Source organism: Streptomyces sp. NPDC050422 (genome assembly GCF_044458665.1).
Taxonomy (GTDB): Bacteria; Actinomycetota; Actinomycetes; order Streptomycetales; family Streptomycetaceae; genus Streptomyces.
In genome coordinates, this window is the sequence record NZ_JBITIE010000017.1 from 65,425 (window position 1) to 78,280 (window position 12,856).

The window sequence follows — 12,856 nt, forward strand, 5'->3', positions numbered from 1 at the left end:
TGGACGAGGCTGGTGACGCTGCCGTCGGCTGCTGACTGGACGAGGCTGGTGCCGCTCTCGGCCGTTGCCTGGACGAGGCTGGTGCCGCTCTCGGCCGTTGCCTGGACGAGTCGTGCTGCGCCGGGGGCGCTTTCGGCTGCCACGGTCACGACTTGCCTCCTGCGAGGAGCTTCTGCACGGCCGGGTCGGTGAGGCCGAGGAGGACGGCGGGCCACAGGCCGGCGAGGACGGTGAGGGCCGCGAGGGGGGTCCAGGCGGCGAATTCGTAGTTCTGGACGTCGGCGATCGGGTGCGGTTCCTCGCGCTTTGCGCCCATGCAGACGCGGCGGACGACGACGAGGAGGTACGCGGCGGTGAGCAGGGTGCCGAACGCGGCGATGGACATGAAGGTCAGGAAGGCGGCGCGGTTCAGCCCGTCCGCGGGGTCGAAGGCGCCGAACAGGGCGAGCATCTCGCCCCAGAATCCGGCGAGACCGGGCAGGCCGAGGGAGGCGACCGCCGCGAACGCGAGGAGGCCGCCGAGGCGGGGCGCGCGGCCGTAGAGCGCGGCGCCCGTTGCTCCGGCGAGGGTGTCGAGGTCGGCGGTGCCGTACCGGTCCTTGACCGCGCCGACCAGGAAGAACAGCAGGCCGGTGATGAGGCCGTGGGCGATGTTGGCGAAGAGCGCGCCGTTGACGCCGGTGGGGGTCATGCTCGCGATGCCGAGGAGCACGAAGCCCATGTGGCCGACGGACGAGTACGCGATCAGCCGCTTCAGGTCGCCCTTGGCGCCGGGCCGGGCGAGGGCCAGGCAGGCGAGCGATCCGTAGATGATGCCGGCGACCGCGAAGGCTGCGAGGTAGGGCGCGAAGGTGTGCATGCCGTCGGGGGCGATCGGGAGCAGGATCCGGACGAATCCGTATGTGCCCATCTTCAGCATGACGCCGGCGAGGAGGACCGAGCCGACCGTCGGGGCGGCGGTGTGGGCGTCGGGGAGCCAGCTGTGCAGCGGCCACATCGGGGTCTTGACCGCGAGGCCGATGCCGATCGCGAGAACGGCGATGACCTGCACGGACGAGGTGAGGCCCCGGCCGTTGTCAGTGGCGAGTGCCACCATGTCGAAGGTGCCGCTCTTCAGTCCGATGAGGAGCAGGCCCAGCAGCATGACGACCGAGCCGAGCAGTGTGTAGAGGATGAACTTCCAGGCGGCAGCCTGCTTCTGCGCACCGCCCCAGCGGGCGATGAGGAAGTACATCGGGATGAGCACCATCTCGAACGCCAGGAAGAACAGCAGCAGATCGAGGACGGCGAAGGTCGCGAGGGTGCCGGACTCCAGGACGAGGATCAGCGCGACGAAGGCCTTCGGGGAGGGGCCCGCGGGCAGCTTGAAGTAGCTGTAGAGCGCGCAGAGGAAGGTCAGCAGCGCGGTCAGTACGAGGAGGGGGAGCGAGATGCCGTCGGTGCCGAGATGGATGCGGACGTCGAGCGCCGGGATCCAGCTGATGTCGGTGGTGGCCTGCATCTTCGACGGGTGGTCGTGGTCGAAGCCCAGGGCCAGCACGATCGCGGCGATGAGGATCACGCCGGTGACGGTCACCCCGTGGCGGAGCACGGCCTGGTCCGGGTTCCTGCCCTTCAGCCCGGGCGGGGCCGGGAGCAGCGCGGCCACGGCCCCGAGGAGCGGGGCGACGACGATGAACGCCAGAAGGAACTGCATCACGGATGCGCTGATATCGATCACTGCTCACGACCCGGCGTTGACGTTGGCGAAGACGACGGCGGCGACCGCCAGGACCAGCGAACCGGCGAGCAGTGCGCTGAGGTAGGTCTGCACGTTGCCGGTCTGTGCCCGGCGGACGGCGGTGCCGAGCCAGCGTGCGCCGGTGGCGGAGCCGCGTACGTAGGTCTCGACGACCTCGCGGTCCAGGAAGCGGACGAGGCTCGCCGCGGCCTGGACGGGGCGGACGAACAGGGCCGCGTACAGGGCGTCCAGGTGGAAGCCGGTGGCGGCGTGGCGGTGGAGCGGGCCGAGCAGCAGGCGGCCGGGATCGGCCGGGTCGGGGGCGTCACCGGCGGTTCCGTAGGCGGCGGTGTGGCTCTCCATGGCCTCGACCTCGACGAGGGCGGGTTCCGCGTCGGGGTGGGCGACGACCGAACCCATGGGGGTGCGGGCGGCGAGCGCCGTGGTGTGGCGCCAGGCCCCGTAGGTGACGAGGCCGCCGACGAGTCCGACCCCGGTGGACAGTACGGCGGTGGTCAGCGACGGGGTGAGGCTGTGGCCGTCGAACCAGTCGGTGATCACGCCGACGGTCAGGCCGAAGGCCATGGTGGGGACGGCCAGTACCCACAGGACCGAGGTCATGGCGACGGGCTGCCTGCCGTGGTCGGGGGCCTCGGCGCCACGGCCGCGGAAGGCGAGGAGCCAGAGGCGGGTGGCGTACGCGGCGGTGAGCACGGCGGCCAGGAGCCCGGCGACCAGGATCGTCCAGCCGGCGGCGGCCGGGGCGACGTGCCGGTCACCGAGGGCGGTGTGCTCGGCGGCGACGAGGACGGCTTCCTTGGAGAAGAAGCCGGCGAACGGCGGGATGGCGGCCAGGGCGAGGAGGGCGACCGTCATCGTCCAGTAGGCGTCGGGGATGCGCTTGCTCAGGCCTCCCATGCGGGACATGGCGGCCAGTGAGTTGGTGCCGGCGGCGTGGATGACGACGCCCGCGGCAAGGAAGAGGACGGCCTTGAACGCACCGTGCGAGATGAGGTGGAAGACGGCGGCGCCGCGGTCCCCGACGGCCAGGGCGCCGGACATGTAGCCGAGCTGGCCGATGGTCGAGTACGCGAGGACGCGCTTGATGTCGTCCTGCGCGAGGGCGGCGAGCCCGGAGCCGATCATCGTGACGGCGGCCATCACGGCGAGGACGACGAGGGCGGCGCCGGATTCGGCGAAGACGGGCAGGAGCCGGGCCACGAAGTAGATGCCGGCGGCGACCATCGTCGCCGCGTGGATCAGCGCGGAGACGGGGGTGGGGCCGGCCATGGCGTCGGGCAGCCAGGTGTGCAGCGGGAACTGAGCGGACTTGCCCGCGACACCGGCGAGGAGGAGCAGCGCGATCAGGGTGGGGTGATCGAGGCCGCCGTGGGCGACGGAGCCGAGGATGCCGGTGATGCGGAAGGTGCCGGTGTCGGCGGCGAGGGCGAACAGGCCGATGAGGAAGGGGACGTCGCCGAGCTTGGTGACCAGGAAGGCCTTGAGGGAGGCGGCGCGTGCCTCGGGCGTCTCCCAGTAGTGGCCGACCAGGAAGTACGAGCAGATGCCCATGATCTCCCAGCCGACCAGGAGCACCATCAGGTCGCCGGAGTAGACGACGAGCAGCATCGCGGAGGTGAAGAGGGAGACGAGGGCCGCGTACGAGGGGTAGCGGGGGTCATCGCGCAGGTAGGCGGTCGAGTAGATCTGCACACAACTCGCGACGAGGGCGACCAGGACGGCGACGAGGACGGCGAAGCCGTCGAGGTGCAGCGCGAGGTCGATCGGGACCGAGCCGGTGGGGGTGAGCCGGGTCGCGGCGTCGATGGCCGGGCCGCCGCCCTGGCGTGCGGCGACGACGGCTGCGATGACGAGGGAGGCGAGAGAGGGCAGCACGGCGAGCGGCCGGACGAAGCCCGGTGCGCTGCGCCCGAGGAGAAGGCCGGCCGCCGCGCCCAGGAACGGGAGAAGGGGAACGAGGACGGCGAGGGTCGTGGTGGTCACGTGGTGGCCTCTGCCTTCTTTGCCTTCCCTGCCGAAGCAGTGGCCTGGTCTTCGGGGGCTTCGGCATCGCTCTCGTCGTCCGGGAGCTCTTCGGCGTCGTCGGTCTCGGCGGTGTCGCGGAGGCGGTCGATGTCGGAGCTGCCGCGGTTGCGGTACACGGCGAGGACGATCGCCAGGCCGATACCGATCTCCGCCGCCGCGATGGCGATGGTGAACAGGGTGAGGGCCTGGCCGGAATGCACGGCGTCGCGGAGCCAGACGTCGAACGCGACCATGTTGAGGTTGACGGCGTTGAGCATCAGCTCGACGGACATCAGGACGAGGATCGCGTTGCGGCGGGCGAGTACTCCGTAGAGCCCGGTGCAGAAGAGGAGGGCGGCGAGCACGGCGGGATAGGCGAGGTGCATCAGCTCTTGTCCTCTCGGCCCCTGCGGGACAGGACGATCGCGCCGACGAGGGCGGCGAGCAGCAGGACGGAGAGTGCTTCGAAGGGCAGTACCCAGTGCCGGAAGAGGAAGGATCCGGTGGCCTCGGTGGAGCCCTGGGCCGGCCCGTCCAGTTCGATCCAGGTGGTGCGGAAGGCGTCCACGACGACCCAGACGAGGGTGCCGGCTGCGGCGATGGCCACCGCGAGAGCAGCCCAGCGGTTCTCCGAGTCGGCGTCCGGCGAGCGGCCGATGGGGGCTCTGGTGAGCATCAGGCCGAACAGGAGGAGGACGACCACGGAACCGACGTAGATCAGTACCTGCACCCAGGCGATGAACTCCGCGGTGAGCAGGAGGTACTCGACGGCCAGGCCGCCAAGCGCCACGATCAGCCAGAGGGCGGCGTGCACCAGCTGCCTGGTCGTGACGGTGACGAGGGCGGCGCCGAGGGTGGCGATGCCGACGAGGACGAAGGCGATCTCGACCCCGGTCGGGGAGAGGAAGCCGGGGTGGCTCGTGGCAGCTGCGAGGGCGGGGGCGAGGGTGGGGGCGACTCCGGTGGGGGTCATCACTCCTGTCCCTCCTGAGCGGCTTTCCGCTCTGCGGTTGCCTGTTCAGCCGCTGCCTGTTCAGCCGCTTCCTGCTCCGCTGCTCTTTGTTCGTGCTGGGCGCGGAGTTTGTCCGCCGTCTTGCGGGCGGCGGCGATCTCCTTCGGTTCCTCCGCGGCCGGATCGAGGGCCGGCGGCTCCGGAACCGTCCACATCCAGTCACGCAGCTTGTCGCGCTCATGGGTGAGTTCGAGGATGTCCGTCTCCGCGTACTCGAACTCCGGCGACCAGAACAGCGCGTCGAACGGACACACCTCGATGCAGATGCCGCAGTACATGCAGAGCGAGAAGTCGATCGCGAACCGGTCCAGCACGTTGCGGCTGCGCTCGCGGCCACCGGGGACCGCTGCGGGCACGGTCTCCTTGTGGGAGTCGATGTAGATGCACCAGTCCGGGCACTCGCGTGCGCAGAGCATGCAGACCGTGCAGTTCTCCTCGAACAGCGCGATGACGCCCCGGGAGCGGGGCGGGAGTTCGGGCTGCGTGTCCGGGTACTGGGCGGTGACGGTCTTCTTCGTCATCGTCCGCAGGGTGACGGCGAGGCCCTTGGCCAGACCTGAGCCGGGGATCGGGGGCACTAGTTGATCGCCACCTTCACGATGCCGGTGAGCGCGATCTGCGCGAGAGCGAGGGGGATGAGGAGGGTCCAGGCGAGCTTCTGGAGCTGGTCCTCGCGCAGCCGCGGATAGCTCACGCGCAGCCAGATGACGACGAAGGCGAGGAGGCCGGTCTTCAGGAGCGTCCAGACCCAGCCGAGTCCGTCGGCACCGAGCGGGCCGTGCCAGCCGCCGAGGAAGAGGACGGTCGTCAGACCGCACAGCACGACGATGCCCGCGTACTCGGCGAGCAGGAAGAGCGCGAAGCGGAGGCCGGTGTACTCGGTGTACGCGCCGAAGATGATCTCCGAGTCGGCGACCGGCATGTCGAAGGGCGGGCGCTGGAGTTCGGCGAGTCCGGCCACGAAGAAGACCAGGGCACCGACGATCTGCCAGGGCAGCCACCACCACTCGAAGGCGTCGAGGATGCCGGGGAGCGAGACGGTGCCGGCGGCCATCGCCACGGAGGCGGCGGCGAGCAGCATCGGGAGCTCGTACGCGAGCAGTTGCGCGGCGGTACGGAGGCCGCCGAGCAGCGAGAACTTGTTGGCGGACGCCCAGCCGGCCATGAGCGAGCCGAGCACGCCGATGCCCATCACGGCGAGCACGAAGAAGATGCCCGCGTCGACGACCTGGCCGACCGCGCCCTCGCCGGGGCCGATCGGGATCGCGACGAGAACAAGGAGGTACGGAAGCAGCGCGACGGCGGGCGCGAGCTGGAAGACCCGGCGGTCGGCCTCGGCCGGGACGATGTCTTCCTTCTGCGCGAACTTCACGCCGTCAGCGACGAGCTGGGCCCAGCCGTGGAAGCCGCCGGCGTACATGGGGCCGAGGCGGCCCTGCATGTGGGCCATAACCTTGTGTTCGGCCTGCCCCACGATGAGGGGGACGACCATGAACACGGCGAAGACGATGATGAGGCGGAGGGCGACGTCCAGTACGTCGTTCACTCGGGGTCGCCTCCGGTCGGGGTGTTGGGGGGCTGGGGGGACTGAGGGTGCTCGGGGTGCTCGGGGTGCCCTGCGCGTTGTTCAGCGGGTTGCTCGGGAGTCGGCTCGGGAGTCGGCTCGGGAGTCGGCTCGGGAGTCGGCTCGGGAGTCGGCTCGGGAGTCGGCTCGGGAGTCGGCTCGGAGGTCGGCTCGGAGGGGGTGCCGCTGCGCGGGGCTTCTCCCCTGCCCGCCCCTTCCCGAACCGGGGGCTCCGCCCCCGGGCCCCCGCTCCTCAATCGCCGGAGGGGCTTGGGTTCACCGGGTTCACCGGAGCCGTGGGAATCAACGGGTTCGCCGGACGGCTCGTCGAACGCCGGGCGGGCGTCGTGCCACGGGGCGTCGGAGGCGGGGGCCGACGCCGCATCCGGGGCCGGACCTGCATCCGGGGCCGCGACCGCGCCCGGGGCCGACGCCGCATCCGGGGCCGCGCCCGGGACCGCATCCGGGCCCTCCTCCGCGGTCGCCGGTGTCTGCTGGCTCGCCGAGCCCTGTGATGCGCTGCGGGTACGGCGCGGGGGCTCCGTCCGGGGCGCCGGGTCCGTGGCCGGGGTGGCCGGGTCCGTGGCCGGGGTGGCCGGGTCCGTGGCCGGGGTGGCCGGGTCCGTGGCCGGGGTGGCCGGGTCCGTGGCCGGGGTGGCGTCGCTCGCGGTGCGGGTGCGGCGGGGTGGGCGGTCGCCTGCGGGGCGGGTCGCGCGGGCCGGGCGGGCGGGGGCCGGCGGGAGCTGGCCCTTCAGGGGGCCCCATTCGTTCGGGTCGGGGACGCCGGGCGGCAGCATCGTGCGGCGCTTCGGGCCGCCGTGCTCCGACTCGCCCGGCTCCTTGGCTCCCGGCCAGGCCTTCGCCACGCGGGCCGCCAGCACGAAGTCCTTGCGCAAGGGGTGGCCCTCGAAGCCCTCGGGCAGCAGCAGCGGGACCAGGTGCGGGTGGCCGTCGAAGCCGATCCCGAACATCTCGTGGGTCTCGCGCTCGTGCCAGGCGGCTCCGGCGTACACACCGATCGCGGTGGGCAGCACGGCCGCCTCGTGCGGAACCGTCGTACGGACGAGCAGTCGGCGAACGCTGCCGCCCGCGGCCGGTAGCGCGGCGACATGGGCGCAGACGTGGAAACCGGTGCCCGGTTCGTCCACGGCGCTCAGCCAGTCGAAGTAGGTGCAGCCCAGCCGGTCGCGCGCCGTTTCGAGGGCGCCGATCCAGGAGGCGGGAGGCACGTCGACGGTCAGCAGTTGGTGCGCCTGCTCCGCCGTGGCGTCCTCTCCGAAGATCTCGGTGACCGCGTCCGGCAGCCGGTCGTACGTCTCGGCTCCTTCTGCGGCGGTCACTTCCCCTCCTCCTTCGAGGAGTCGGGCACGGGCGGAGCAGCGATCAGGCCGCTGCGGAGCGCGGTGGTGGACGGCCGGCTGCCGCCGCCCGTCGCGTAGCGCTCGCCCAGGGACTCGCGTGCGATCTTCTCCTGGAGCTTGAGAATGCCCTGGAGCAGGGCCTCCGGCCGCGGCGGGCAGCCGGGTACGTAGACGTCGACCGGGATGATCTGGTCGACGCCCTTCGTCACGGAGTACGAGTCCCAGTACGGGCCGCCGCAGTTGGAGCAGGCACCGAAGGAGATGACGTACTTGGGCTCGGGCATCTGCTCGTACAGCCGCTTCACCGCGGGTGCCATCTTGTCCGTCACCGTGCCGGAGACGATCATGAGGTCGGCCTGGCGGGGGCCCGGGGCGAAGGGGATCACGCCGAGCCGGATGAAGTCGTGGCGCGCCATGGAGGCGGCGATGAACTCGATGGCGCAGCAGGCGAGTCCGAAGTTGAAGACCCAGAGGCTGTAGCGGCGGCCCCAGTTGAGGACCACCTTCATCGGTTCGGGCGCGAGCCGGGAGAGCACGCCCAGGCGCTTCGGCTCCGGGAGGAACGTGGGTACCGGGGCGGGTTCGGCACCCGGCTCGGAGGGCGACGGGCTCGTCACGTCCATTCGAGGACGCCCTTCTTCCATGCGTAGAGCAGTCCCACGGCCAGGAAACCGAGGAAGATGAACATTTCCACCAGCGTCGTCGCGCCGTATCCGGGTGCTGCGAAGACCGTTGCCCACGGGAACAGGAAGATCGAGTCGACGGCGAAGATCACGTACAGGAAGGCGTAGACGTAGTAGCGGACCTGGGTGTGGGCCCAGCCCTCCCCCACGGGGTCCACGCCGCATTCGTACGTGAGGAGTTTCTCCGGCGTCGGCACCACGGGGCGCAGCAGCCGGCCGGCCCCGAACGCGACGGCGACGAACAGCACGCCGATCACCGCGAGCAGTCCGACCACCGAGTAGCTGTGGAAGTAGTCCGACGCGAGAACGGTCGATCCCGGCAGGTCTGTCACGTCCGTCACGTCCGGCAGTTGCGCCACGTCCGTCACGTCCGCCCCCTCGCTCCCTCAGAACCCGTTCGACGATCTGTACGCACGGGAGTCTAGGCCCTGTAAAGGGACGGTAAGCAGTTGCGTCGGGCAACTGGTAGGGATATCCCTACTTCGCCCCCACCCACGAGCCCCATGGCGTCCGGGGGCCGGGCCCGGCAGGCTGGTCGTATGACCATGAGCCCCCAGGTACCCGACCACGACGGGCCCCCTCCTGTCCGCTTCGCCTTCGACCGGTGGACGTGGAAGGAGATCGCGCATCTCCTCGCCAATCTTCCGATGGCGATCGCCGGATTCGTCTACACCGTGCTGATGGTCTCCATCGGTGTGGGGCTGGCGGTCACAGTGATCGGTCTGCCGTTGCTGGCGTTGGGGCTTCAGGGCGCCCGGCTGCTGGGACGGGGCGAGCGGGGCCGGGCGCGGGGGCTGCTCGGCGTGCGGATCGAGGAGCCGAGCCCGATGGCCCGGGTCCGCCGGGAGGAGGGGTTCTTCGCCTGGCTGTGGTCGAGCCTGAAGGATCCGGTCGGCTGGCGCGCGGTGCTGTACGGCTTCATACGGCTGCCGTGGGGCGTCGTCACCTTCACGGTGACGCTCGTGAGCCTCTTCGTCCTGTGGCCGGTACTCCCCTATACCGCACGGTTGCTGACCAACGCCGACCGCGCGATGGTCCGCGGGCTGCTCTCCCCCTCCGACGAGCTGGAACGCCGGATCGCCGAGCTGGAGTCGGACCGCGGTGTCGTCGTGGACACGGCCGCCGCGGACCTGCGCCGCATCGAGCGGGATCTGCACGACGGGGCGCAGGCCCGGCTCGTGGCCCTCGCCATGGGTCTGGGGCTGGCCAAGGAGAAGCTGACGGATGATCCGGAGGCCGCGGCCAGGATGGTCGACGAGGCCCATGGCGAGGTGAAGGTCGCCCTCCAGGAGCTGCGTGACCTCGCCCGCGGCATCCACCCCGCCGTCCTCACCGACCGCGGCCTCGACGCCGCGCTCTCCGCCATCGCCTCCCGCTGCACCGTCCCCGTCACGGTGGGGGTGGATCTGCCGGGGCGGCCGGCGCAGGCCATCGAGGGCATCGCCTACTTCACCGTCTCCGAGCTCCTGCAGAACGTCAGCAAGCACAGCGGGGCGCGTTCCGCGTCCGTCGACGTGTGGCGTTCGGCGGACCGGCTGCTGATCCAGGTCGCCGACGACGGGCGGGGCGGGGCCTCGATGGACGGCGGTACGGGAATGGCGGGGCTCGCCGAGCGGCTGGGCGCCGTCGACGGACTCTTCGTCCTCGACTCCCCCGCCGGCGGGCCGACCACCGTCACCGCGGAGCTGCCCTGGCGCGACCGGGAGAGCGAGAAGAGCGCCGCCGGCGCCCGTACGGCCTGACACCGGCCGCAGGCACAGGCGATGCAAGGGCTCGGGCCCAGGCACGGCCCGGGTGGGGTGCGGGCTGGGAAAGAAAGGGGTGGGGTGGGGAAAACCCCCGGTCGAAGAGGGATACCGCCCTCATGGTGCGCGCGCGTACGGTCCAGCACTCTTGAACCAGGCACAACGGGACACAGCACAGCACCCCGACCCGCCCCCGCACTCGCACTCGCACTCGCACTCGCACCCGCACCCGCACCCGCACTCGCACCCGCACCCGCACCACATACAGCGCGCAGCACCCGCAGCACCACGCAGCAGCTGATCCGCAGACGAGACGTAGACATAGACGTACACAGAAGAAACGGACGGAACCCCCATGGCCACGGCATACGGACCGGACACACGGGACCCCCAGCGGTCGGGCAGCGGTCCGGGGAGCAGCCTCGCGACGAAGCGCGTCCTGCCGGCCGTCCTGAGGGCCCCCTTCGAGGCCAGGACCTGGCGCGAGTTCGCCTACCTGCTGCTGAGCCTGCCGATCAGCATCGTCCTGTTCTGCTTCGCGATCACCATGACCTCGCTCAGCGCCGGGCTGCTCATCACCTTCCTGGGGATCCCCGTGCTGGCCGCCGGGCTTGCCATGTGCCGCGGCTTCGGCGCGCTGGAGCGGGCCAGGGCGCGTGGCTTGCTGAAGCTGGACGTGGCCGATCCCGAGCCGGTACGGGGCCGGACCGGCGGCCTGATGTCCTGGGTCGGGGCGGTCCTGAAGAGCGGGGTGTCCTGGCGGCACCTGCTCTACTCGCTGCTGCACTTCCCGTGGGCGGTCTTCGCGTTCAGCGTCTCGCTGACCCTGTGGGCGTGGGGCTGGGCGGCGCTGACGTACCCGCTGTACTCCTGGATCTTCCCCACCTACACGGGGATCGACGGGGTGCAGCTGTACGGCGACGGAACGCACAACGTCTACCTCGACTCGTCCGCCGAGCTCGCCCTGACCAGCGCCGCCGGCCTCGTGATCGTCCTGGGCACGGCGTGGGTCATCCGTGGTCTGGCCGCGGTGGACCGGCTGATGGTGGCCGGACTGCTGGGCCCGTCGCGGCTGGCGACGCGCGTCACCGAGCTGGAGTCGGACCGCGGTGTCGTCGTGGACACGGCCGCCGCCGACCTGCGCCGCATCGAGCGGGACCTCCACGACGGGGCACAGGCCCGGCTCGTCGCCCTCGCCATGGATCTGGGGCTGGCCAAGGAGAAGCTGACGGCCGACCCCGACGCCGCGGCCAAGATGGTCGACGAGGCCCACGGCGAGGTGAAGGTCGCCCTCCAGGAGCTGCGTGACCTCGCCCGCGGCATCCACCCCGCCGTCCTCACCGACCGCGGCCTGGACGCCGCGCTCTCCGCCATCGCGTCCCGCTGCACCGTCCCCGTCACGGTCGAGGTCGACCTGTCGTCCCGCCCCGCGCAGGCCATCGAGGGCATCGCCTACTTCACCGTCTCCGAGCTCCTGCAGAACGTCAGCAAGCACGCCCACGCCACCCGCGCCTCGGTCGACGTGTGGCGTTCGGCGGACCGGCTGATGCTCCAGGTCACCGACAACGGGCGCGGCGGGGCCGACCTGACGTCGGGCAGCGGTCTGGCCGGCCTGACCGAGCGGCTGGACGCGGTGGACGGAATCCTCGTCGTCGAGTCCCCCGTGGGCGGCCCGACGAAGGTCACGGCCGAGCTGCCCTGGCGCGGCTGACCCCTCCCGTACCCGGTCGCCGGGCGGACCCGCACCCCGGGTCCGCCCGGCGACCGGCGTTCAGGACCGGCCCGCCGGAACCGCCCCCGGAACCGGCCCGCCACGACGCAACCCTGCGAAGGCTCGCGACGTCACTGCCGATACTGGGATGCTGGACGGCATACGGGTGGACCAGCGAACAAGCGAACAGTGGGGGAATCAGCGTCGTGGTGGAGGACAGGGTGCGTGTGGTCATCGCCGAGGATTCGGTACTGCTCCGGGAAGGACTCACCCGGCTGCTGACTGATCTCGGGCATGACGTCGTGGCCGGGGTCGGTGACGGGGAGGCGCTGATCAAGACGGTGGGCGACCTCGCCGGGCAGGACGCGCTGCCCGATGTGGTGGTCGCCGATGTACGGATGCCGCCGACGCACACCGACGAGGGCGTGCGGGCCGCGGTGCGGCTGCGCAAGGACTATCCGGGGATCGGGGTGCTGGTCCTTTCGCAGTACGTCGAGGAGCAGTACGCCACCGAGTTGCTGGCCGGGTCCAGCCGGGGTGTGGGGTATCTGCTGAAGGACCGGGTCGCGGAGGTCCGGGAGTTCGTCGACGCGGTGGTCCGGGTGGCCCAGGGCGGCACGGCGCTGGATCCCGAGGTCGTGGCGCAGCTGCTGGGCCGGAGCCGTAAGCAGGACGTCCTGGCCGGGCTGACGCCGCGTGAGCGCGAGGTGCTCGGTCTGATGGCGGAGGGGCGGACGAACTCGGCGGTGGCCAAGCAGCTCGTGGTGAGCGACGGCGCGGTGGAGAAGCACGTCAGCAACATCTTCCTGAAACTGGGGCTGTCCCCAAGCGTCGGCGATCACCGGCGTGTCCTGGCCGTGCTGACCTATCTGAACTCCTGAGCCTCCGACCGGCCGACCTGCCGACCTGCAAGCGCCTCCCGGCCATCCGAGCTCCCGAACTCCTGATGCGGCACCGCGATATCTGACATCCTGTCAGATATCTTTGGAGGCACTCGTAGTACCGCCCCGACCAGGCAACCGGCAACTCGCTCCA

General features: G+C 71.1%; 12 protein-coding genes. 3 read left to right on the plus strand and 9 right to left on the minus strand.

The window, feature by feature from the left end:
* Positions 1–145 precede the first annotated feature (145 nt).
* From ACIBJG_RS26215 to ACIBJG_RS26255, 9 genes are read right to left on the minus strand one after another with little or no spacing between them, the layout of a single operon-like run.
* Complete coding sequence (locus ACIBJG_RS26215) at positions 146–1,696, minus strand: NuoM family protein (protein ID WP_399311165.1); 1,551 nt, start codon at positions 1,694–1,696, stop codon at positions 146–148.
* Between the two features lie 27 nt (positions 1,697–1,723).
* The gene (locus ACIBJG_RS26220; RefSeq protein ID WP_399310900.1) at positions 1,724–3,724 is read right to left on the minus strand and encodes an NADH-quinone oxidoreductase subunit L; all 2,001 of its coding nucleotides are present in this window, start codon (positions 3,722–3,724) and stop codon (positions 1,724–1,726) included.
* Positions 3,721–4,131 carry an NADH-quinone oxidoreductase subunit NuoK gene (gene nuoK / locus ACIBJG_RS26225; protein WP_399310902.1) on the minus strand — a complete coding sequence of 137 codons (411 nt, stop codon included), beginning with the start codon at positions 4,129–4,131 and terminating at the stop codon, positions 3,721–3,723. Before nuoK ends, ACIBJG_RS26220 begins: the two co-directional genes overlap by 4 nt.
* A complete protein-coding gene (locus ACIBJG_RS26230) occupies positions 4,131–4,718 on the minus strand; it encodes an NADH-quinone oxidoreductase subunit J (protein ID WP_399310903.1) in 588 nt (195 codons plus the stop codon). The genes nuoK and ACIBJG_RS26230 overlap by 1 nt, the downstream gene beginning before the upstream one ends.
* A complete protein-coding gene (locus tag ACIBJG_RS26235; protein ID WP_399310905.1) occupies positions 4,718–5,335 on the minus strand; it encodes a NuoI/complex I 23 kDa subunit family protein in 618 nt (205 codons plus the stop codon). Before ACIBJG_RS26235 ends, ACIBJG_RS26230 begins: the two co-directional genes overlap by 1 nt.
* Positions 5,335–6,303, minus strand: coding sequence for an NADH-quinone oxidoreductase subunit H (locus tag ACIBJG_RS26240; protein WP_399310907.1), 969 nt, complete (start codon positions 6,301–6,303; stop codon positions 5,335–5,337). The genes ACIBJG_RS26235 and ACIBJG_RS26240 overlap by 1 nt, the downstream gene beginning before the upstream one ends.
* Positions 6,300–7,661 (minus strand): NADH-quinone oxidoreductase subunit C, encoded by a 1,362-nt coding sequence (locus tag ACIBJG_RS26245; protein WP_399310909.1) that lies wholly within the window; start codon positions 7,659–7,661, stop codon positions 6,300–6,302. The genes ACIBJG_RS26240 and ACIBJG_RS26245 overlap by 4 nt, the downstream gene beginning before the upstream one ends.
* On the minus strand, positions 7,658–8,305 hold the full coding sequence (locus ACIBJG_RS26250) for an NADH-quinone oxidoreductase subunit B (protein ID WP_399310910.1): 648 nt from the start codon (positions 8,303–8,305) through the stop codon (positions 7,658–7,660). The genes ACIBJG_RS26245 and ACIBJG_RS26250 overlap by 4 nt, the downstream gene beginning before the upstream one ends.
* Positions 8,296–8,715 (minus strand): NADH-quinone oxidoreductase subunit A, encoded by a 420-nt coding sequence (locus tag ACIBJG_RS26255; protein WP_399311167.1) that lies wholly within the window; start codon positions 8,713–8,715, stop codon positions 8,296–8,298. The genes ACIBJG_RS26250 and ACIBJG_RS26255 overlap by 10 nt, the downstream gene beginning before the upstream one ends.
* A gap of 189 nt (positions 8,716–8,904) precedes the next feature.
* Here ACIBJG_RS26255 and ACIBJG_RS26260 point away from each other — a divergent pair, with 189 nt between their 5' ends.
* The 3 genes from ACIBJG_RS26260 (at position 8,905) to ACIBJG_RS26270 (ending at position 12,702) form a co-directional block, all read left to right on the plus strand.
* Positions 8,905–10,107 carry a sensor histidine kinase gene (locus tag ACIBJG_RS26260; RefSeq protein WP_399310913.1) on the plus strand — a complete coding sequence of 401 codons (1,203 nt, stop codon included), beginning with the start codon at positions 8,905–8,907 and terminating at the stop codon, positions 10,105–10,107.
* A gap of 358 nt (positions 10,108–10,465) precedes the next feature.
* Positions 10,466–11,821 carry a sensor histidine kinase gene (locus tag ACIBJG_RS26265; RefSeq protein ID WP_399310915.1) on the plus strand — a complete coding sequence of 452 codons (1,356 nt, stop codon included), beginning with the start codon at positions 10,466–10,468 and terminating at the stop codon, positions 11,819–11,821.
* Between the two features lie 221 nt (positions 11,822–12,042).
* Positions 12,043–12,702: a response regulator gene (locus ACIBJG_RS26270; protein WP_399311169.1), complete on the plus strand. Its 660-nt coding sequence runs from the start codon at positions 12,043–12,045 to the stop codon at positions 12,700–12,702.
* Positions 12,703–12,856: the final 154 nt, after the last annotated feature.

Excerpts from the sequence above, each read along its gene's own strand:
- ACIBJG_RS26215 (WP_399311165.1), bottom strand. The coding sequence starts at position 1,696 with ATGCAGTTCCTTCTGGCGTTCATCGTCGTCGCCCCGCTCCTCGGGGCC.
- nuoK (WP_399310902.1), bottom strand. The coding sequence starts at position 4,131 with ATGCACCTCGCCTATCCCGCCGTGCTCGCCGCCCTCCTCTTCTGCACC.
- ACIBJG_RS26230 (WP_399310903.1), bottom strand. The coding sequence starts at position 4,718 with ATGACCCCCACCGGAGTCGCCCCCACCCTCGCCCCCGCCCTCGCAGCT.
- ACIBJG_RS26250 (WP_399310910.1), bottom strand. The coding sequence starts at position 8,305 with ATGGACGTGACGAGCCCGTCGCCCTCCGAGCCGGGTGCCGAACCCGCC.
- ACIBJG_RS26260 (WP_399310913.1), top strand. The coding sequence starts at position 8,905 with ATGACCATGAGCCCCCAGGTACCCGACCACGACGGGCCCCCTCCTGTC.
- ACIBJG_RS26265 (WP_399310915.1), top strand. The coding sequence starts at position 10,466 with ATGGCCACGGCATACGGACCGGACACACGGGACCCCCAGCGGTCGGGC.